The sequence below is a fragment of the Arthrobacter sp. SAFR-023 genome (assembly GCF_051965295.1).
Taxonomy (GTDB): Bacteria; Actinomycetota; Actinomycetes; order Actinomycetales; family Micrococcaceae; genus Arthrobacter.
This window is the reverse complement of the sequence record NZ_JBQCMF010000009.1, coordinates 124,203-141,282: the sequence shown is the minus strand read 5'-3', so window position 1 is coordinate 141,282 and position 17,080 is coordinate 124,203. Positions and strand designations below refer to the sequence as shown.

At 68.1% G+C, this 17,080-nt stretch carries 14 protein-coding genes; 6 read left to right on the top strand and 8 right to left on the bottom strand.

Going from position 1 to position 17,080, the window contains the following annotated elements:
* The first annotated feature begins 66 nt into the window (after positions 1-66).
* The 5 genes from ACTHQX_RS11640 to ACTHQX_RS11620 all read left to right on the top strand — a co-directional run bounded on the left by ACTHQX_RS11640 (position 67) and on the right by ACTHQX_RS11620 (position 5,451).
* Entirely contained in the window at positions 67-1,044 is a 978-nt protein-coding gene (locus ACTHQX_RS11640) for an aldo/keto reductase (RefSeq protein ID WP_440157636.1), read from the top strand.
* On the top strand, positions 1,044-2,090 hold the full coding sequence (locus ACTHQX_RS11635; protein ID WP_440157637.1) for a nucleoside hydrolase: 1,047 nt from the start codon (positions 1,044-1,046) through the stop codon (positions 2,088-2,090). Before ACTHQX_RS11640 ends, ACTHQX_RS11635 begins: the two co-directional genes overlap by 1 nt.
* 123 nt (positions 2,091-2,213) lie before the next feature.
* Positions 2,214-3,035, top strand: a complete 822-nt coding sequence (locus ACTHQX_RS11630) for an ECF transporter S component (RefSeq protein ID WP_440157638.1) — start codon at positions 2,214-2,216, stop codon at positions 3,033-3,035.
* Between the two features lie 38 nt (positions 3,036-3,073).
* Complete coding sequence (locus tag ACTHQX_RS11625) at positions 3,074-3,859, top strand: energy-coupling factor transporter transmembrane component T family protein (protein ID WP_440157639.1); 786 nt, start codon at positions 3,074-3,076, stop codon at positions 3,857-3,859.
* Positions 3,859-5,451 carry an ATP-binding cassette domain-containing protein gene (locus ACTHQX_RS11620; protein WP_440157640.1) on the top strand — a complete coding sequence of 531 codons (1,593 nt, stop codon included), beginning with the start codon at positions 3,859-3,861 and terminating at the stop codon, positions 5,449-5,451. The genes ACTHQX_RS11625 and ACTHQX_RS11620 overlap by 1 nt, the downstream gene beginning before the upstream one ends.
* Positions 5,452-5,533: 82 nt before the next feature.
* Here the strand turns inward: ACTHQX_RS11620 and ACTHQX_RS11615 are convergent, their stop codons facing one another.
* Positions 5,534-7,717: a 3-hydroxyacyl-CoA dehydrogenase NAD-binding domain-containing protein gene (locus tag ACTHQX_RS11615; RefSeq protein WP_440157641.1), complete on the bottom strand. Its 2,184-nt coding sequence runs from the start codon at positions 7,715-7,717 to the stop codon at positions 5,534-5,536.
* 187 nt (positions 7,718-7,904) lie between these two features.
* Complete coding sequence (locus ACTHQX_RS11610; protein ID WP_440157642.1) at positions 7,905-9,278, bottom strand: HNH endonuclease signature motif containing protein; 1,374 nt, start codon at positions 9,276-9,278, stop codon at positions 7,905-7,907.
* A 9-nt stretch (positions 9,279-9,287) separates the two neighbouring features.
* Between ACTHQX_RS11610 and ACTHQX_RS11605 the strand changes: the two genes are divergently transcribed.
* Positions 9,288-9,584, top strand: a complete 297-nt coding sequence (locus ACTHQX_RS11605) for a hypothetical protein (protein WP_440174584.1) — start codon at positions 9,288-9,290, stop codon at positions 9,582-9,584.
* A gap of 415 nt (positions 9,585-9,999) precedes the next feature.
* On the opposite strand, the gene ACTHQX_RS11600 is transcribed toward ACTHQX_RS11605, so the two are convergent.
* The 6 genes from ACTHQX_RS11600 to ACTHQX_RS11575 form a co-directional block, all read right to left on the bottom strand.
* Positions 10,000-11,331, bottom strand: coding sequence for an HRDC domain-containing protein (locus ACTHQX_RS11600; protein WP_440157644.1), 1,332 nt, complete (start codon positions 11,329-11,331; stop codon positions 10,000-10,002).
* A gap of 192 nt (positions 11,332-11,523) precedes the next feature.
* Positions 11,524-12,894, bottom strand: a complete 1,371-nt coding sequence (gene efeB / locus ACTHQX_RS11595) for an iron uptake transporter deferrochelatase/peroxidase subunit (RefSeq protein WP_440157645.1) — start codon at positions 12,892-12,894, stop codon at positions 11,524-11,526.
* On the bottom strand, positions 12,891-14,087 hold the full coding sequence (gene efeO / locus ACTHQX_RS11590; protein WP_440157646.1) for an iron uptake system protein EfeO: 1,197 nt from the start codon (positions 14,085-14,087) through the stop codon (positions 12,891-12,893). The genes efeB and efeO overlap by 4 nt, the downstream gene beginning before the upstream one ends.
* A 111-nt stretch (positions 14,088-14,198) precedes the next feature.
* Positions 14,199-15,050, bottom strand: a complete 852-nt coding sequence (gene efeU / locus ACTHQX_RS11585; RefSeq protein ID WP_440157647.1) for an iron uptake transporter permease EfeU — start codon at positions 15,048-15,050, stop codon at positions 14,199-14,201.
* Between the two features lie 147 nt (positions 15,051-15,197).
* The gene (locus tag ACTHQX_RS11580; RefSeq protein ID WP_440157674.1) at positions 15,198-15,887 is read right to left on the bottom strand and encodes a DUF3000 domain-containing protein; all 690 of its coding nucleotides are present in this window, start codon (positions 15,885-15,887) and stop codon (positions 15,198-15,200) included.
* Between the two features lie 68 nt (positions 15,888-15,955).
* On the bottom strand, positions 15,956-17,068 hold the full coding sequence (locus tag ACTHQX_RS11575) for a threonine aldolase family protein (protein WP_440157675.1): 1,113 nt from the start codon (positions 17,066-17,068) through the stop codon (positions 15,956-15,958).
* Positions 17,069-17,080: the final 12 nt, after the last annotated feature.

Here is a 17,080-nt window from a genome sequence, read left to right as displayed (position 1 = left end):
CCTCGGGAAGCCGGCAGGAAAGGCGGCCCGCGGGAGCTGCCGCCGGGGCCGTTATAGGGTGAGTCCATGACTGAATACCGCCGTCTTGGAAAATCCGGACTGACCGTCTCCGTCGTGGGCCTCGGCTGCAACAACCTTGGCCGGGCAAACACGGTGACCGAATCGCAGGAGGGGACGGACGCCGTCGTACGTGCCGCCCTCGACGCCGGGGTGACGCTCTTCGACGTCGCCGACACCTACGGCCGTGAACCGGGACTCAGCGAAACAATGCTCGGCAAAGCCCTGGGGGCCAGGCGGGACGACGTCGTGGTGGCCACGAAGTTCGGCATGGACATGCGCGGGGCCAACGGGGAGGACTTCGGCGCCCGCGGTTCGCGGCGCTATGTCATCCGCGCCGCGGAGGCCTCCCTGCGCCGGCTGGGCACGGACTACATCGACCTGTACCAGTTCCACACGCCGGATCCCCTGACGCCGATCGAGGAGACCCTCGACGCACTGAACGACCTCGTCACCAGCGGCAAGGTGCGCTACATCGGCCACTCGAACCGCGCCGGCTGGCAGATCGCCGAGGCTGAATACGTGGCCCGCGCCCGCGGCGGCGCCCGGTTTGTCTCCGCGCAGAACCACTACAACCTCCTGGACCGCCGCGCCGAGCAGGAAGTCACTCCTGCTGCCGAGGCCTACGGGCTGGGTGTACTGCCGTACTTCCCGCTGGCCAACGGCCTCCTGACCGGCAAGTACGCGCAGGACCAGGCACCGGAAGGCTCACGCCTCAGCCACACACGGACCAACCTGGTGCACGACGCCGACTGGCAGCAGCTGAAGGCGTTCAGCGCCTTCGCCGCCGCCCGCGACCTGACCGAAGTGCAGGTGGCGTTCTCCTGGCTCGCGGCGCAGCCGTCGGTCAGCAGCGTGATAGCCGGCGCCACGCGTCCGGAGCAGGTCCGGCAGAATGCCGGGGCGGTGGCCTGGGTGCCGGACAGGGCCGAACTCGACGAACTGGATGCCGTCTTCCCGCAGACCCCCAAGGTGGCCCTGTTCTGATGCCGTCCATCCTCATGGATGTAGACACCGGGATCGATGACGCCCTTGCGCTGGTCTACCTGCTGTCCCGGCCGGAGGTCCGGCTCGAGGCCATCACCTGTACCGCGGGAAACGTTGGTGCCCGCCAGGTGGCCCTGAACAACCTCGCCCTGCTGGAACTCTGCGGCCGGGCCGGCATCGAAGTTGCCGTGGGCGCCGAGGTGCCGCTGGAGATTCCGCTGGTCACCACCGAGGAAACGCACGGCCCGCAGGGCATCGGCTATGCCGAGCTACCGCCGCCGAAACAGGCAATCTCACCGCGGCACGCCGTCGACGTCTGGGTGCAGGCAGTCAGGGCACGCCCTGGTGAGATCACCGGGCTCATTACCGGGCCGCTGACGAACTTCGCGCTGGCGCTGAGGGCGGAACCGGACCTGCCCAAACTGCTCAAAGGGCTGGTCATCATGGGCGGCTGCTTCAACTACCAGGGCAACACCACGCCGACGGCGGAGTGGAACGTATCCGTGGACCCGCACGCGGCCGCGGCGGTCTTCGCCGCCTACAGCGGCCTTCCGGAGGGCAGCCTTCCGGTGGTGTGCGCCCTCGAGACCACGGAACGCATCGAGCTGCGGCCCGAGCACCTGCGGCGGCTCGCCGAGGCTGCCGGAGCCGAACCGGAACTCGTGCTGCCCGAACAGCCGGAAGGCCAGCGCAGCGGCTCGGGCAACCCGCTCGTAGCATGCCTCTCAGATGCCATCCGCTTCTACATGGAGTTCCACCGGCTGTACGACCAGGGCTACATAGCGCACATGCACGACGCCTTCGCAGCAGCTGCGGCCATCGGGCGCACGCCGTACGGCACGCGGACGGCCACCGTGCACGTCGAAACGGAGGCGCCCCGCCTCGTGGGGACCACCGTTGCCGACTTCCGGGGCATCTGGAAGGAGCCGGTCAATGCCAGGATCGTCACGTCAAATGATCCCGAACAGTGTTTCGACGAGCTGATCTCCTCCGTGGGCGGGCTGGCCGCGTCAGTGGGGCAGCGGCGACGTCTAACCGGAGCGTAGCTAGCCGGGCCCGCGGGTCGGTAGGATGGTAGCCGCGCCAAGGTGACATAGGCGCCTGTTTCCGCGCACGCGGAACATCACCCGCGGGTGCCGGACCCGCCGTTTTCAGCCTAAGGATCCACCATGTCACAGCAGTCGCTTACGCTTCCTCCCACGGACCGGAAAGCCGTCCGCCGCCGGAGGCTCCTCGAACTGCTCGGCGCCGCTGCCATCGCCGCCACCTTCGTCTTTCTGGTCCTCACCCAGCCGGCCGACATTGCGGGCGGGCTCGGCAGCGTTTCCTCGCTCGTCGCGCTGGGAGGCTTCCTTCTTGGCGCCCTGCTGCTGATCATTGGCGTGCTCCCCACCCTGCCCACATCCACCGTGGTGCTCATTCCGGTGGCCCTTGTCCTGAACATCGTGCTGGGGCAGCTCATGGGCACCAGCGGCCTGCCGTTCTACCTCGATTCCATCGGCACGGTGCTCATCGCCGTCCTGGCCGGACCTGCGGCCGGCGCCGCCACCGGTGCCCTGAGCAGCATCGTGTGGTCGTTCTTCAACCCGACGGTCCTGCCCTTCGCGGCCGGCGCCGCGCTGATCGGCTTCCTGGCCGGCGCGGCCGCCCGGTACGGGCTGTTCCGCCGGTTCTACCTGGCCCCGGTTTCCGGCTTCGTCACCGGCATCGTCGCCGGCGTGGTGTCCGCGCCGATCGCCGCCTTCGTCTTCGGCGGCACCTCAGGGGCCGGCACCGGTGCGATCGTCAGTGCTTTCCGTGCCATGGGCGACACGCTGCTGGCCGCCATCACCAAGCAGGCGCTGATCTCGGATCCCATGGACAAGGCCATCGTCTTCGCCATCGCCGCCATGCTGGTCTACGCCCTGCCGCGGCGCACCACGTTCCAGTTCCCGTTTGTCCGCCGCTTCCGCGTCCTGGCCGGCAAGGAGCCGGCCGCGCGGAATTCCTGAGTACTGCGTATTCCTGACCACTGGGTATTCCTGATCAAGTGGCCGCACGCCTCAACCCGCTGACCACGATGACGGCCGCCGTCGCCGTCCTTGTTATTACGACGGCGGCCTCCAGTTGGGCGGTATCCCTCACCGTTGCAGTCGGCGCAGTGCTGCTTTCCGCTGCCGCGGGCATCGTGCGGCGGGTTCTGCTGGCGGGGGCCACCATCGTTGTGCCCTTCTGGGTTTCGCTGCTGGTGATCCACGGCCTTTTCTTCCCCGAAGGGCGCACGGTGCTGGCCAGCTGGGGCCCGGCCCGGGTCACGGCCGAAGGGCTGTCTTTTGCCCTGGAAATGGGGCTCCGCACCGCAGCCTTCGTCATGGTGCTCATGGTGTTTTCTTTCAGCGTCAGGATCCCGGAGCTGGTTGCCGCCCTGGCTGCCCGCCGTGTTCCGCCGCAGGTCGGGTATGTGCTGGCCTCCACGCTGCTTCTTGCCCCGCTGGTGGCGGCACGCCTGGGCAAGGTCCGGCAGGCGCAGGAGTCACGCGGACTAGTGGTGGGACGGGGGATCGGCGGCCGGGTTGCGGCCATCCGGCTGCAGATGGTTCCGCTGGTGCTGGGCCTGGTCCACGACGCCGGCATCCGGGCCCAGGCACTCGACGCGAGGGGGTTCCGGAGTACGGGTCCCCGGACCAGCTATACGGAGGTCCGCGATTCAGCCGCCCAGGGGACCTTCCGCGTTTTCGCGTTCCTGCTCGCCGTGGTGGCGGTGGGTTGGCGGATCGCTGAATCGCTACCGGCCGGGTCACTGTCAGCCTTCTCTCAGTTCGTCGGTGGCGCGTGATGAGCGCGGACAGGGCTGCCGCAACCACGCTGCTGGCCTCCGTCGCCTCATTTTCGTACCATGGCGATCCCGGCCCCGCGCTTCGCGCGGTGGAGCTGGCCGCCGCGCCCGGCACTCTGACAGCCGTGCTGGGCGGATCCGGCAGCGGCAAATCCACGTTGGGACGGCTCCTGGGTGCCTGGCTGCTCGGCGGCCGGGACGGAACGCTGGCCGGAAGCCTGCAGCTGGAGGTGGCCGGGCATGCGGCAGGCAGCGGTCCGCTGCGCTTTAGCGGAACGCCCGACGACCCCCGGATCGATGCGGGGGCGTGGGCGCGGCACGTCGGCTACGTCCCGCAGGACGCTGCCTCCATGCTGTCGGCCGTCCGCGGAACCGTGGAGGAGGAGCTCGCCTTCAGCCTGGAGAACCGCGGAGTTCCCTGCGCCGAGATGGTGCGCACCGTGGCCGACATAGCCCGCCGGACGGGACTCGAGGGGCTCCTGCAGCGGGATCCCGCAACGCTGTCCGGCGGCGAGCTCCGCCGTTTGGCCGTGGGCTGCGCCGTGGTGGACGGTCCCGGCGTCCTGATCCTCGACGAGCCGCTCGAGTCCCTGGACCAGGCCGGGATCCGGACCGTTGTGGAGCTGGTCCATGCCGAGTTGGCCCGCGGGACCGCCATTGTGGTGCTGAGCCAGCACGCCGACGCGCTGACCCGCGCGGCGGAGCGCTGGCTGGTGCTGCAGGACGGGCAGGAGACGGCAGCGGGACCGCCGGCCCGGATCCTGCAGGGAGGTGAGCTGGCTGAATCCGGCGTCGTGGTTACTTCCATGGAGCAGCATCCGGATCCGACGCCGGCGCCTCCTGCCGCGGAGACGCTTCCCGTGGCGGAGGCTGCTGCCGGCGCCACTGCGGTTAGAACTAAAGCGGCTTTGGAGTTGGCAGGTGTGGCCTTCGGGTTCGTGGGACGCTTCCGCAGCCCGTCTATGGAGGACGGCCTGCTTTTGGAGGACAGCCTGCTTTTGGAGGACGTGGACCTGCAGGTGATGCCCGGGGAAATCGTAGCCATTACCGGGCCCAACGGTGCCGGCAAGTCCACGTTGCTCCGGCTCCTCAACGGCCTGCACCGGCCGCTTCGCGGTGACGTCCGCGTGGCGGACGAGTCCATTGCCGGTGTTTCCACAGGGCTGGTGGCCCGCCGCTTGGGGCTCCTCTTTCAGCACCCGCACGACCAGCTGTTCGAGCGCACCGTGCTGCGGGAAGTGCTGTTCGGCCTGGAACGTCTCTTCGGTTCTGGGGCGCCGGCACGGGCCCGGGCAGCCCTGGCCGCCGTCGGCCTTGGGGACAGCGGAAACTCCCACCCCCATGAGCTGCATGCGTCAGGCCAGCGGCTGCTGGCCCTTGCCACAGTCCTGGCGCGTGAACCGTCGGTGCTCGCGCTTGATGAACCCACGGTGGCCCTGGACGCCCATGGCCTGGAGCGGCTCACGGCCGCCGTGGCAGCGGCAGCCGGCCGCGGCGCCGCCGTCGTGATGGTCACGCACGACCTCAGGTTCGCCGCGACGCACGCCCACCGGCTGCTCAGGCTGGAGGGCGGCCGGCTCCGGCAGTTCTAACCGCGCCTCCAGCCGCCGACGCCATTCAGGGTGGTGGACGGACGCCCCAACGATTGAAGCAGCCCCTGCCAGGAAATGCCAGTCAGGAACGGGATGCCACTCCCGGCGGGAGGAACCGCCGGCCGTTGACGCGCTCAGAGGCTCCCACTCGGTCGAGGTAGGGGGTGATTCCGCCCAAGAACATCGGCCAGCCGGCGCCGAGGATCATGCACAGGTCGATGTCCTGGGGCCCCGCCACCACGCCCTCCTCGAGCATCAGCCCGATCTCCTCGGCCAGCGCGTCCTGGGTCCGGCGCAGAACTTCCTCTGCGGATGACGGAGTGCTGCCGAAGGACATCAGGGCAGAGGTGGCGGGCGGAATCTCCTGTCGGCCGTCCGGTGCCGTGGACCACAGGGATCTGACCTTGTTGTCGACCAGTTTCTGCAGGTTCTGCGAGACCGGGAAGCGGCCGCCGAATGCCGCATGCAGGGATTCCTGTACGTGCTGGGCAACCGGCAACCCCACCATGGCGAGGAGGGTGAACGGCGTCATGGGGAGGCCCATGGGGCGCAGCGCGCCATCCGCAACATCGGCTGGCGTACCCTCGTCGAAGGCGGCTGTGACTTCGCCCATGAGCCGCAGCAGGATGCGGTTGACCACGAATGCGGGGGCGTCCTTGACCAGGACGGCGGTCTTTTTCAGGCCCCTGGCGAGTTCGAAGGCGGTGGCGAGCACGGCGTCATCGGTCTTCGGTGCCCGGACAATTTCGAGCAGCGGCATGACGGCCACGGGATTGAAGAAGTGGAAGCCCACGAGACGTTCGGGATACCGCAGGTCTGCGGCCATGGCTGTCACGGACAGTGATGACGTGTTCGTGGCGAGGATGCACTCCGGTGAGACGATGGCCTCGAGCTCGGCAAACACCTGCTTCTTGACGTTCAGTTCCTCGAACACCGCCTCAATGACGAAGTCGGCGTCCGCGAACGGTGCCTTGGAAACGGACCCTGTCACGAGCGCCTTGGCGTGCGTGGCTGCGCCGGCGCTCAGCCGGCCCTTTGCCACCAGCTTGTCCACTTCTTGGTGGACGTAGCCAACGCCCTTGTCCACCCGCTCCTGGTCGATGTCGGTCAGGACCACGGGCACGCCGAGTTGGCGCGCGAACAGCAGGGCAAGCTGGCTGGCCATGAGGCCGGCGCCCACCACGCCGATCTTCGTGACGGGCCGGGCGAGCTCGCGGCCGGGAGCGCCTGCGGGCCGCTTGGCCCGCTTCTGCACGAGGTCCAGGAAAGCGTAGACGGTGGCACGGAACTCGTCGGTCTGCATGAGGCCGGCAAGCGTTTCGCATTCGAGCGCGGCGGACTCCGCCTGGCTCATGGTGCGGTTCGCCGCCATGATGTTCAGCACCTCGGCGGGTGCCGGGGACGCATTGGATGTCTTGGCTTCGACGTAGGCGCGGCCGGCGGCCACGGCGTCCGCCCAACGGGCGGCAACAGCAGGGTCGGTGGGATCGACAGCGGCGGGTCGTTCCGGTGCTATGTTGGAACCTCCGGTGCCCGAACCTGCGGCGTCGGCGACAACGCGCGCTGCCCAGGCGACGGACTGCTCAAGGAAATCTTCCGCCTCGAACAGCGCATCGGCGATGCCGAGGTTGAAGGCTTCGGGACCGGACAACGTGCGGTTGTTGTTCAGCGGGTTCTCGATCATCACCTTCACCGCGTTCTCGGGCCCGATCAGCCGCGGCAGAAGGTACACGCCGCCCCACCCGGGCACCAGCCCCAGGAAGGCCTCCGGAAGTGCCAGCGCCCCGGCGCCCGTGGACACCGTGCGGTAGGTGGACTGCAGGGCGATCTCAAGTCCGCCGCCGAGGGCGACGCCGTTGATGAAGGCGAAGCTGGGAACGCCGAGGTTGGCCAGTGTGGAGTAGACCTTATGGCCTAGTTGCGCCATCCATAGACCGTGCTCGCGCTCCTGTAGCTTCGTGACCGCTGACAGATCTGCCCCGGCAACGAAGAAGTTCGGCTTGCCCGTCACAGCTACGGCCGCAATCCCGCCCGCGGCCGCCCGCTCGCGCAGCCCTTCGAGGACGGTGCCCAGTTCAACGAGGGCATTGGGGCCAAGTGTCGTGGGCTTCGACGAGCCCAGCCCGTTGTCCAGGGTGATCAGCGCCAGGACGCCCGGGCTGGTGTGGCCCTCTGTGGCCGGGAGCTCGATGTCCTGCACGGAGGAATGAGTGACCGCCTCATCAGGGAAAAGATCGGCAAGCTTTCGGAATTCTGCGGCGCTCATTCTGTGGCTCCTCATTGAGACGGGCTGCGGTCGGTCCCGGGGATTGCTGGAAAGCGGGACCAGCGGGACCGGGCACCGGTGAACCCAACGTTACTCGTGAGTAATATCGGCTGCAAGCGGCGCCGAGCAGTCTATGGGACCACCCCGGACATGCTGGTCCCGGCAGGCTTTTGAGGCGGGTGGCTTATCAGGCTGCCGTGGATGATGACCAGTAGGGCCAAGGATCCGCTGGCAGGGGTGGTTCAGGGCCGTCGAAAGCCAGCGGGCTCTCATTATCGTCAACGTCGTCCGGAGGTTCTGAAGGCTCGGGGCACTGATAGCCGCCCAGTCCTGGGTAGCCGTCGAACCCGAAGGACTCATCGGGCACGTTCGGACGTTCCGGCCAAGCCTCCTGTTCGGAACAGTCCTGCGGTTCCCGCCAATCCTGGGTTTCCTGCCAGCCTTGGTCTGGCGGTGGTTCTGGCCAGCTGGGTGGTTCCCAGTCCTGGTACTCGGCCGGGTAGGACCGTCCCGTGGGTGAGATCCAGCCCGGTGGCGCGTCCCTGGTGGCGCCGACGGGTCTCCACGCTGTGGCGTGTTTCAGTCTGTGGTGTTTCGGGCAGGGCTGGCCGAGGTTGGCGACGCCGGTACCCCCGCCGTCGGACCAGGCCAGAATGTGGTCGGCGTCGTTGTCCAGCGAGTGGTCGTTGCAGTTGGGAAACGTGCATTTGGCGTCGCGGAGTCGCAGCCATTGGCGCATCGGCTTCGTCAGCCGGTAGCTGGTGCGTCCGATCTCCAGCGGCGCCCCGTCCCGCGGATCAACAAGCACCCGCAGGAATGACGTCGCGCCGTCGGCAACGAGGCGGCGGGCCATCGACGGCGGGATAGGGCCATACCCGTCCAGGTTGGCGGGTTCATCGGACAGGCCGAGTAGCGAAAACACCGGAACCGTGACCAGCACCTGCGCCGCCGGCGATGGCACATCACCAACCGAGAATCCCGCAGCCGGCATATCGCCCGCCCGGTCGCCAAAAGTTGGCACCTCACCGGCCTGCGCCGAGTCGGCGGGCAGGGGCGCTGTGGGCAGGGCTCCTGCGGGCCGGATATCTGTCGCCAGTGAATCGGTCGGCAGGAGATCTGCGGGAAGAAAACCTGCGGGCGGGCCGTCCAACGCGCCGTCAACTGGACGGACTGCTGTGAGCAGCCACGTGGCGAAGGCGTCGACGCGGAGCTGGGTCAGGGTCCGGGTTTCGGTCGGGCCCTGCATTGCGCGGGCGGCGGCGGTGGCCCCGTTCCAGATCCCCGCGGCCTGGTCCGCGGGCAGATAGGCCGAGAACCAGGCCATGCCGTCCCGGTCCGGGACGTACTCCAGCCGCCGGTCCTTCACACTCTTGGTGTGGCGGGTTTCGATGCTGACCGGGTGGTGCCGTTCCCGCCAATACCGGGCCTTTGCCCGGAACCTCGCCGGCGTCAGCTCCCCGGCCGGGCAACCCCGCGCATACCCGGGCACGTCCGGGTCCAGGAAATGCGCCTCAAACGCCGCAGCAGCCACCGGATCCAAGCCCTCGGTCTCATCGCACATGATCCGCGCGTGCTGCCACGAAATACTCCCCGACCCAACGCGGCCAACGTGAACGGCCGGTCATTGCTCAGCATGGCCGACTCAACCAGCAACCGCTCCGCCGCGCCCTCGCTCACGGTCAGGGCGCCCGCCACCTCAGCAGTCACGGACATCCGCCGGACAGTGCGGTCCTGCACGGACGCGCCAGGCGGAGTCATGGCTTCCTCCGCCGCGGAAAAGCCGGCGGCCAGGTCCACCTTCACGGCCGCCAGTCGCGCCTCCATCCTGGCTACCCCTGATAGCCCGTCCAGGCACACTTCCGCCTGATCCCGCACTGGATCCGCCTCATCGGGCAGCGGCGCCCGACCCGTTTCAGCCGCCTGACGGAGCTCAGCAGCCAGTGCAAGGGCGGAGGCGCCGATGGCCTCCAGCGTCTCTGCAACTGCCGCGTTATCCATACCCACAGCATGACAGGGGCCTGTGACAATTTTAGGGTGGAAAGTGCACCGCACGCGGACCGGGCCGAAAAGTTTTTTAAAACCACCCCAGAACCAAAACCCCGCCCATCACACCACTGGATGGCGCCCCGGATCTGAGGCGGAATAAATGAAGCGGGCGGAGCGACCCCGTTGTCGCACCTGCGGGTGCTGACCAGAACATGCCGCTTGCCGGCCATTGGTGGCGTTCCGCCCGCGCACCACCGCGCTGTCCCGCCCTGCTACCGGATTGCTCAAGCAGCGACCTACGCGGAGGCTTCCTTTGGCTCCCTGGCTTCCTTCGGCGGAAGCGGTTGCGGGTTGAGGAATGCCCTGGTGATCAGCGGCGCCACCAGGCGGACCTGCCACTGCCGGGCACCCAGCCCGCGCAGTTCTTCGGCGATGGCGGCCTCGGTGATGTCCTCCGGCGGCCGCCACGCGACGCGACGAAGGTAGTCCGGAGTCAGCAGGTTTTCGAGCGGGAGCTTGAGTTCGTCCGCCTTCTCCTGCAGCAGTGGCCTGGCGGTCTGCAGCCTCTCCGCCGCGGGAAGGTCGCGGTCGGCCCAGACCCGCGGCGGCGGCGGGGCGTTGGTGGGCAGGTGGAGCGGGGGGAGGTCTTCGAGCGCCCGGGCCGCAGCGATGCACCGCAGCCAGCGGGGCGCTTCCCGCTGGGCAGCCCTGCCGTGGAATCCCTTGGTGCCGAGCAGCTGCGGTACCGTCGTCGGCATCGCCTTGGCTGCGGCGACGAGGGCAGAGTCGGGGATGAGGCGTCCCGGGGCGACATCGCGCTTTTGGGCCAGGGCGTCGCGTTCCAGCCACAGTTCCCGAACCGCGGCCAGCTGGCGGCGGTCCCTGATCTGGTGGAGTCCCGACGTCTTGCGCCAGGGGTCAACCCTGGGTGCTGCGAGCCCGGCGGACAGGATCGCGGCGAACTCCTGTTCGGCGTATTCGAGTTTTCCGTCCGCTTCGAGCAGTTCGATAAGTTCCTCGCGCAGTTCCGTCAGGACTTCGACGTCGAGCGCGGCGTACCGGAGCCACGGCTCTGGCAGGGGCCGGGTGGACCAGTCGGCTGCCGAGTGTTCCTTGGCGAGTCCGAAACCGAGCAGCTGCTCGATCACGGCAGCGAGGCCAACGCGGGGAAGGCCTGCCAGGCGCGCTGCAAGTTCAGTGTCGAAAAGCTTGTCCGGCCACATGCCCAGCTCGGACAGGCAGGGCAGGTCCTGGCTGGCGGCGTGCAGGATCCATTCGACGCCCCGCAGGGCATCGTTGATGATGCGCAGGTCCCCGAATGGCTCGGGGTCGATCAGCCATGTTCCGGAACCTTCCCGGCGGATCTGGACGAGGAACGCCCGCTGCCCATAGCGGAAGCCCGAGGCCCGTTCTGCATCGACACCGGCCGGGCCCGTGCCCGCGGCTATCGCGGCGGCGCAGCGTTCCAGCCCCGCCTGGGTTTCGATGACCAGGGGGACGCCGTCGCGGGGCGAATCGAGATCGATGACAACGGGGACCAGGCTGTCGAAGCCTTCCACCGTTATATGGGGTGTGTTTTCAGCAGCCGGAGCGCCAGCTGTGGTGTTATCCGAATTTTGAGCGGTCATGATGTCCCTAGTTTACCGGCAGCAGGCCCAAGGGACGTTCGGTCGGCCCGCGCCGCCGTCGAAAGCGACGGCGGCGCGGGGCAAATGCCTTAACGCTCATGCCGAGCGCAGGCAAAGGGGGTCAGGTGAAGGGCGGCCAGACGCAGAGGATCAGACGCAGAGGCCCAGAGGGAGAGCCTCAGACGCAGAGGCTCAGGTGAAGAGGCCTTCCCCGATGAAGCCGCCCTGCTTGACGCCAGGCGGCACGGCGAAGAGACCGGAACCAGTGTGTTTGAGGTATTCCAGGGCCAGGACGTCCTCCTTGGCCATGGTCATCTGCATGGGCACGTAGTGCGTCCGCGGGTCCTTGACGAAGGCAATGAAGAACAGCCCGGCGTCGAGGTGGCCCAGTCCGTCCGAGCCGTCCGTGTAGTTGTACCCCCGGCGGAGCATCCGTACGCCGTCGTTCTGGTCTGCGTGGGCCAGCCGGACGTGGGACTCCATGCCAATGAGCGGTTCGCCGTCGTTACCTTTGATGGCAAAGTCGGGGGCGGTGAACTCCTTGCCGCCCGACAGCGGTGCACCTTCTCCTTTGGTCCGGCCAATAAGGCCTTCCTGTTCGCGGAGCGAGGTGCGGTCCCAGATCTCGATGTGCATCCGGATGCGCCGCGCCACCAGGTAGCTGCCGCCCTCCATCCAGGCTTCGCCTGTACGGGACCCTGCGCCGGCCCACACATGCTCGTCGAGCAAGGCGGTGTCCTCGGCCTTGAGGTTGTTGGTCCCGTCCTTGAAACCGAAGAGGTTGCGGGGCGTCTGCTGCGCCCGCGACGTCGACGAGGTGCGGCCGAATCCCAGCTGGGACCAGCGGACACGGACCTTGCCGAAGCCGATGCGCGCCAGATTCCGGATGGCGTGCACGGCCACCTGGGGGTCGTCGGCGCATGCCTGCACCACGATGTCGCCGCCCGTACGGCCCGGCTCCAGGGCGTCGCCGGGGAAGTGTGGCAGATCGATGAGGGCGTCGGGCCGCTTTCCGTCCAGGCCGAAGCGGGCCTTGCCGTCCTTCTCGAACAGGGAAGGGCCAAAGCCAAACGTGAGGGTGAGCCGGCCGGCGTCGAGGTCCAGGGCTTCCCCGGTGTCCTCGGGCGGCGCGTCATACGGGCCATCGACGGCGCCAGTGGCTCCGGTGGTCTGGCCGGAGGCCATGGCATCCGCGGCAGCCGTCCAGTCCTTGAGGAGTTCGACGAGCGCCGCACGGTCATCGGTGGTGACGTCGAAGGCCGCCATGTGCAGGCGGTCCTGCGCAGCCGTGGTGATCCCCGCCTGCCGGTCGCCGAAGAAGGGGATGACGGAATCGTTGGCGGCCGGGGACGCTGCAACGGCCGCCAGGGTGTCGTGGCCGAGCAGGCCGGCGGCGATGCCCGCCACCGCTCCCGCGCCGCCCACGCCCGCCAGTCCCAAAAGTCCGCGGCGGGACATGCGGCGGTTTTCGCCGTGGGAGGTCTCCGACGGCGACGCTTCGGAACCGTTGGGTTGGGGCGTGGCAGGCGGCTGCCGGTCGCCGCCGAAGGGGCAGCCGCTCACAGCACCACTGCCGCAGTGAGCTTGGACAGCGGCTCGCCGAGAGCGTCCACCAGGGAGCTGAGCTGCTGGACCTCGTCCTTGCCCAGCTCGTTGTAGTAGGCGAAGCCGTCGCCCTTGGCGTGCTTCTTCAACTCAGCCTGCAGGGCACTGAACTTGGCGTCGAGGTCCTTGGCCAAGGCAGCGTCCTTCTGCTGCAGGACCGGCTTGAGGTTTTCAAACGCGATCCGCGCGCCGTCCACGTTGGCCTGGAAGTCCCAGAGATCGGTGTGCGACCAGATCTCTTCCTCCCCGGTGACCTTGCCGCGCGCCACCTCATCCAGCAGTTCCTTGGCGCCGTTGCCGAGCTTGTCCGCGCTGAGCTCCACGGTTCGGGTGCGCGTGCTGAGTTCGGCCGTGTCGGCCACCAGCTGCTTGGCGAGTGCGCCACGTTCAGCCGCGGTCAGCGCCGTATATCCGGCTGGCTGGAACAGGTCCTTCTCGGCACGGTGCCAGCCGGTCCACTTCTGCCCCGGTTCGAGGTCCGCCTCACGGGCGTCGAGCTTGGGATCGAGGTCTCCGAAGGATTCGGCCACGGGCTCGATCCGTTCCCAGTGCATGCGGGTGGCAGCGTAAAGGCTCTTGGCTTTGGCGGCGTCGCCCGCCGCGTACGCGGTGGCGAATTCCTTGGTTCCGGCCACCAGTTGCTCGGTCTGGTTGTTGACGTAGGCCGCGTACTGGCTGACTCCGGTGTCCACGAGCTTCTGGAGGTCGGCATCCACGGTGGCCTGCTTGCCGGAGTCCTTGACGGTGAAGTCGGCACGGATGCCGTCACCCTTCATCCCCGGCTTGCAGGCGGTGATGTATTTGCCCGCGGGCGCGGTGAGCACCAGGTTACGGGTGATTCCCGGGCCGATGTTCTCCACTTCGGCGACGATCCGCGAGCCGTCTTCTGCGAGCACGTAGAACTCGGTGACCTCGGCGCCGTCGTTCTTCACGGCGAAGGTGAGGTTTCCGCTCGGGGCTTCCGCAGCGGAGACCTTGCACTCGGCATCGGTACTGGTCACCTGGATGGGCCCGTCGGTGGTGCCGGACGCGTTGGCACCGGCGTTGTCGGTGCAGGATGAGAGGGCCAGCGGGAGGATTGCGGTGGCTGCCACGACGGCGAGGCGGGCACCGGCAGTCCGGCGGGTTTGGGGCGAAGAGAAGCCGGGCATGTGAATTCCTTGGGGTGTTGGGGATGCAGCGGGGTGTTGGGGATGCAGCAGGGTGTTGAGTATGCAGCGCGATGTTGGGTGCAGTGTTTGGTTGGCGGCAGGCGCTGCCGGTCAGGAGGCGACGGCGGCAGTTGCGGCAGGGGCTTCCGCACGCCGTAGCGGCGGGCGGAAGTTGGCGCGGAGGTAGAAGAACATGACTGGGATGGTGTACAGGACCCAGGCGGCCGCTTCCAGCCAGGTGGTGGCGGGAGAGAAGTTCAGGGTCCCCTTCAGCAGGGTGCCGTACCAGGACGACGGCGGGACGGCGGCTGAGACGTCGAAGGCGAGGCTGTGCAGCCCGGGCAGGATGCCTGCCTCTTGCAGGTCGTGGACGCCATAGGCGAGGACGCCGCCGGCGATGACCACCAGGGCGACGCCGGTCCAGGTGAAGAAGCGGTACAGGTTGACCTTCAGGACGCCGCGGTGCAGGAGGTAACCGAGCCCGGCAGCGACGGCGAGGCCCACGAGGGCGCCGAACAGAGGGGTTCCGGATTCCCCGCTGGCCTGGGCTGCGGCCCACAAAAACAGCGCCGTCTCCAGGCCCTCCCGCCCGACCGCCAAAGCCGCCACAAGCACCAGGCCCCAGGCGGCGCCGTCGGCCACGCCGTCGACGCGGGAGCGCAGTTCGCTGCCGAGCGTGCGGGCGGTGCGGGCCATCCAAAAGACCATCCAGGTGACCAGTCCGACGGCAATGATGGACAGGCCGCCGCCGATCGCTTCCTGGGCTTCGAAGGTCAGGCCGCGCGGGCCGAAGGTCAGCAGGGCACCGAATCCAACGGACACAGCGACGGCGATTCCCACGCCCGCCCACAGCCGGGGAAGCAGCGCACGCCGGCCACTCTTGGTGAGGTAGGCCATCAGCAGGACGACAATGAGTGTCGCCTCGAGGCCCTCCCGGAGCCCGATGAGGAAGTTGGCTGTCATGAAAGCACCTTCTGCCGGAGGAGCCCGTCTTAGGCTCACCTAAGCACGGGACTTTACACGGCCGGGGCCATTAGGCAAAAGAATCGTGCCGTAATTGCCGTGAAAATTACTCCACCGGTTTGGGCAGCCTTTTTTGCTGGCGGAAGCCTAGTTGCGGCGCCTGCGGGGGAGCGCGGAAACGCCCTCGGGCAGCGGCGGGAGGCCGGCGAAGGTGCACACCATGTCCGACCACGCCTCGAGGTGCGCCTGGACGTCGGCGCCGGCCGGAGTCCATGAGGCGCGAAGTTCAATGTCGATCGAGGCGGGCCGGTCCGCCAGCGTTCCGAAGCTTTCGGACAGCACGCGCGTGGCGGTGCCGCCGGCCGCGCGGTAGGGGGCGTGGTGGGTTTCGAGGGCTTCCACGAGCCATGTCCAGGCCACGGAGCCCAGCATTTCATCGTTGCCCATCTCGGCGTCGAGCTGGGCCCGGATGTAGGTGACGATCCGGAATTCGCCGTCCCACACCGCGGAGCCGTCGGGGTCGTGCAGCAGGATGAAGCGCCCGGTGGCGAGCTCCTCGCCGTCGTCGTCGGCATCATCACCGGCGGAGGCTCCGGCGGCGGCCGACCGGGACAGTGCCATGGCCGCCGGCCCGTGGACCGGTGAACGGTCCTGGTGGCCGCCCGACCTGCCGCCGCTGGGAATGACGACCTCGGCGCCGAGGGCCACGGCAAAGGGCGCCAGCCGGGCGGGCGCCGGGATCTCGTCGAGGCGCAGTTCGCTGCGGCAGCGTGCTTTGCGGAGCGTTCCCAGCGCATACAGAAAATTCGCGGGAACCTGGGCAAGTGCGTTCACAATCGCAGGGTACGCAATGGAAACCGCCAATTCCGGCAGGCTCGCCGCCTGCTCACGCAATCCCGAGCATGTTACTGCGCTGCCGCCGGTGAGGACCCGTGCCGGGCGAGTTCGTCCCTGATGGCTGCCACGAAGGCATCGACGTCCTCCTCGCTGGTGTCGAAGGAACACATCCACCGGACCTCGCGGGTGGCTTCATTCCAGTCGTAGAAGCGGAAGGACTCCCGTAGCCTGTCCGCCACGCCTGCGGGCAATACCGCAAAGACGCCGTTGGACTCCGTTTTCTGCGTGGGTTCCACGCCGTCAATGTCATCCACCGCGGCGCGCAGCCTCGCGGCCATGGCGTTTGCGTGGCGCGCCGAACGCAGCCACAGGTCACCTTCGAGCAGGGCGATGAACTGCGCGGACATGAACCGCATCTTGGAGGCCAGCTGCATGTTCATCTTGCGCAGGAAGAGCAGTCCCTGGGCGGCATCCGGGTTCAATGCCACCACCACCTCGCCGAACAGCAGCCCGTTCTTGGTTCCGCCGAACGACAGGATGTCCACGCCGGCGTCGCGCGTGAAAGCCCGCAGCGGAACGCCCAGATGCGCGGCGGCGTTGGCCAGCCGCGCACCGTCCATGTGCAGCTTCATGCCCTTGGCGTGGACGTGCTCCGCGATGGCCCGGACTTCATCCACCGTGTAGCAGGTGCCCAGTTCGGTGGTCTGGGTGATGGAGACGGCCAGCGGCTGGGCGCGGTGCTCGTCGCCCCAGCCCCACGCTTCGCGGTCGATGAGCTCCGGCGTCAGCTTGCCGTCCGGGGTGTGCACCTGGAGCAGCTTCATGCCGCCCACACGCTCCGGGGCGCCGTTCTCATCCATGTTGATGTGTGCCGTGGACGCGCAGACCACCGCACCCCACCTCGGGAGGAGGGACTGCAGGGACAGCACGTTGGCGCCCGTGCCGTTGAAAACCGGGAAGCATTCGATACCCGGCCCGAAATGCTCCTCCATCAGCTCCTGCAGGCGGGCCGTGTAGGCGTCTTCGCCGTAGGAGACCTGGTGTCCCTCGTTGGCGGCGGCCAGCGCTGCCAGCACTTCGGGGTGCACCCCTGAGTAGTTGTCCGAGGCAAAGCCGCGCACGGACGCGTCGTGCAGCCTGGACATGGTGTCGCTGCCGGCAGTTTCAACCGTTGTTGTCATCTCTTTGGTCAC

What these genes read in the sequence shown, in the direction of transcription:
- ACTHQX_RS11630 (WP_440157638.1), top strand. Translation starts at nt 2,214, where the DNA reads ATGTCACAGCAGTCGCTTACGCTTCCTCCCACGGACCGGAAAGCCGTC.
- ACTHQX_RS11635 (WP_440157637.1), top strand. Translation starts at nt 1,044, where the DNA reads ATGCCGTCCATCCTCATGGATGTAGACACCGGGATCGATGACGCCCTT.
- ACTHQX_RS11600 (WP_440157644.1), bottom strand. Translation starts at nt 11,331, where the DNA reads ATGACCGCTCAAAATTCGGATAACACCACAGCTGGCGCTCCGGCTGCT.
- ACTHQX_RS11610 (WP_440157642.1), bottom strand. Translation starts at nt 9,278, where the DNA reads ATGTGCGATGAGACCGAGGGCTTGGATCCGGTGGCTGCTGCGGCGTTT.
- ACTHQX_RS11615 (WP_440157641.1), bottom strand. Translation starts at nt 7,717, where the DNA reads ATGAGCGCCGCAGAATTCCGAAAGCTTGCCGATCTTTTCCCTGATGAG.
- efeO (WP_440157646.1), bottom strand. Translation starts at nt 14,087, where the DNA reads ATGCCCGGCTTCTCTTCGCCCCAAACCCGCCGGACTGCCGGTGCCCGC.
- ACTHQX_RS11575 (WP_440157675.1), bottom strand. Translation starts at nt 17,068, where the DNA reads ATGACAACAACGGTTGAAACTGCCGGCAGCGACACCATGTCCAGGCTG.
- ACTHQX_RS11640 (WP_440157636.1), top strand. Translation starts at nt 67, where the DNA reads ATGACTGAATACCGCCGTCTTGGAAAATCCGGACTGACCGTCTCCGTC.
- ACTHQX_RS11620 (WP_440157640.1), top strand. Translation starts at nt 3,859, where the DNA reads ATGAGCGCGGACAGGGCTGCCGCAACCACGCTGCTGGCCTCCGTCGCC.
- efeU (WP_440157647.1), bottom strand. Translation starts at nt 15,050, where the DNA reads ATGACAGCCAACTTCCTCATCGGGCTCCGGGAGGGCCTCGAGGCGACA.